Raw genomic sequence first — 2,636 nt, 5'->3', positions numbered from 1 at the left:
ATGCCAGTGATATACATATAGAACCATTTAGTGATGTATTTAAAATTAGAATCAGAGTAGATGGAAAGATGAAAGAGGTTTCTAGTTTAATATTAGATTTATATCCTTCTCTAGCATCTGTTATTAAATACAAAGCTAACATGAATATTACAGAAAAAAGGCTACCTCAAGATGGAAGAATTGATTTGAGGATAAAAGATGTAGTAGTAGATATAAGAATATCTACTGTTCCAACTGTACATGGAGAAAAGATAGTATTGAGACTTTTAAGAAGAGATTCATTTTTGAAAACAAAAAAGGAATTAGGATTTACAGAAGTTGCTATAAATAAAATTGATGAAATTATAAATAAAAAAACAGGGATATTACTTGTAACGGGTCCTACAGGAAGCGGAAAAACAACAACAGTATATTCCATATTAAAAGAACTTCAAGATGATAGTAAAAATATCATGACTATAGAAGATCCTATTGAATATAAAATTGAAGGAATCAATCAAATACAAGTTAATAATAAAGTTGGATTGACTTTCGAAAAAGGATTGAAAGCAATACTTAGACAAGACCCAGATATAATAATGGTTGGGGAAATTAGAGATGTAGAAACAGCAAAAACAGCTGTAAGAGCAGCTATAACAGGACATTTAGTTATTAGCACTTTACATACTAATGATGCCATATCGTCAATTGCTAGATTAATAGATATGGAAATACCGATATATCTACTAAATGCATCTCTAATAGGAGTAATATCTCAACGATTAGTTAGAAAAGTATGTCCAGATTGTAGCAATGAAATAACTATTACACAGGACGAAAATAAATCTATAGATACAGCAATACCAATAGGTTGTGATCAATGCAATGGTATAGGATACAGTGGAAGAACTGCTGTATATGAAATATTGCAAATAGATGATGAAATAAGACAAGCAGTGCAAAGTAATAAGGGGTCAAATAAAATAAAAGATATTGCTATAAAGAATGGAATGATTACATTTGATGACAGCTATACAAGGCTTATAAAAGAAAAAATAACTACATTAGAAGAATGTATCATAAATAAAGAAATACTTTATTAGGAGAAGATTATATTGTACAAATGTATTATTTATGAAGAAAATAAGAGGAAGACTCTACATTTGGATATGGATACAGAAGATGAGGTTTTTAAGTATGCATATAAAAATAATATACAAATAGTAGATATAAAAGAAAAAAGTAATTTATTTAAAAAAGAAAATCTAAAAGATAAGGATTTGAAGATATTCTCAAAACAGATGAATATTCTGCTGAAATCAGGATGTGATATATCAACAATTTTAAAAACACTTATAGAACAATCTAATAATAAGTTAAGGAAAGTAATTAAAAATTTACTTAATAATATAGAAAAAGGCAATTCAATTACAGAATCTTTTGAGCAAACTAAAGCCTTTCCGAAATTTTATATAAGTATGATAAGAGCAGGTGAAATTAGTGGTAATTTAGATGATGTTATGGACAAGCTATCATCTTACTACGACAAAGAAAATAAATTAAAAAATAAAATTATTAGTATTTTAATTTATCCTATTATTTTATTAATCACAATGCTATTCTCATTTTTATTTATATTAATATTTTTAATCCCAAATTTTGAAAGTATATATACAGATAATAATTTACAAACACCATTAATTACACAAATATTAATAATTGCTTCTTACATAGCCCGAAATCACCTTTTGTTAATTGTATTAATTATTTTATTGGCTATATTAAGTTTAATTTATTTGAAGGATAAAAGTAAAAAGGTTAATGACATGCTTCACAAAATTATATTAAAAATACCTTTTATTAAAATTTATGCTACTTTGATTATGGTTAATAAATTTGTACAATCATTATCTATTTTGATATGGAGTGGTGTTCAAATTGTAGATTCTATAGAGATATCATCAAAAGTTATAAGTAATAAATATATTTATGAAAAAATATGCAATTCTAATGATTTGATAAAGAAAGGAAATAAAATAAGTGATTCTTTAAAAATAATTGATGAACTACCTCCACTATTAATATCTATGATATCAATAGGCGAAGAAAGTGGTAAATTAGACTCTATACTAGTTACTCTTAGTGAATATTACGAAAATGAACTAGATTCAAAATTAGAATTAGGTACAAAGTACTTTGAAACAGGTGTCACCTTGCTAATAGGTGTGGTAGTAGGTGTAACTGTAATTGCAATGATGATGCCTATGTTTGATGCAGTTACATCAATATAAAAGGAGTGGTTAAACATGTTTTTACTAAATTTGAAGTGTAAAAAAAGGAGAGGATTCACTTTAATAGAAATGGTAATAGTCATAACTATAATTGGTATTTTATCAACTATAGCCGTAACTAAGTATTCAAAAGTTCAAAATATAGCTAAGGAAAAAGCTGATTATGCAACAGCGTCAAATTTAGCTACAGCAGCTATGATATCTATAAGTGATGGGAAAACATCTGTAGACACTAGTAGTTTGAAATCCAATGGATATATAGAGTTTATACCTACGCCAAAATCTGTAACAGGAACTTTTGATATAAAAGTAGATTCAAATACAGGATCTATCAAAGTTACTGCTGGTGGAGAGACATTTTATCCT

At 26.7% G+C, this 2,636-nt stretch carries 3 protein-coding genes; all 3 read left to right on the top strand.

Annotation, left to right across the window (positions count from 1 at the left end):
* Positions 1-1,082, top strand: a 1,082-nt coding sequence (locus tag J7G74_RS03260; protein WP_297131915.1) for a GspE/PulE family protein, incomplete at its 5' end; no start/stop codon positions are given.
* Positions 1,083-1,094: 12 nt separating this feature from the next.
* The gene (locus tag J7G74_RS03255; protein WP_297131913.1) at positions 1,095-2,270 is read left to right on the top strand and encodes a type II secretion system F family protein; all 1,176 of its coding nucleotides are present in this window, start codon (positions 1,095-1,097) and stop codon (positions 2,268-2,270) included.
* 15 nt (positions 2,271-2,285) lie between these two features.
* On the top strand, positions 2,286-2,636 hold a 351-nt coding region (locus J7G74_RS03250), incomplete at its 3' end, for a competence type IV pilus major pilin ComGC (protein ID WP_297131909.1).

Source organism: Terrisporobacter sp. (assembly GCF_017888745.1).
GTDB lineage: Bacteria > Bacillota > Clostridia > Peptostreptococcales > Peptostreptococcaceae > Terrisporobacter.
This window is presented reverse-complemented; position numbering and strand designations above follow the sequence as displayed.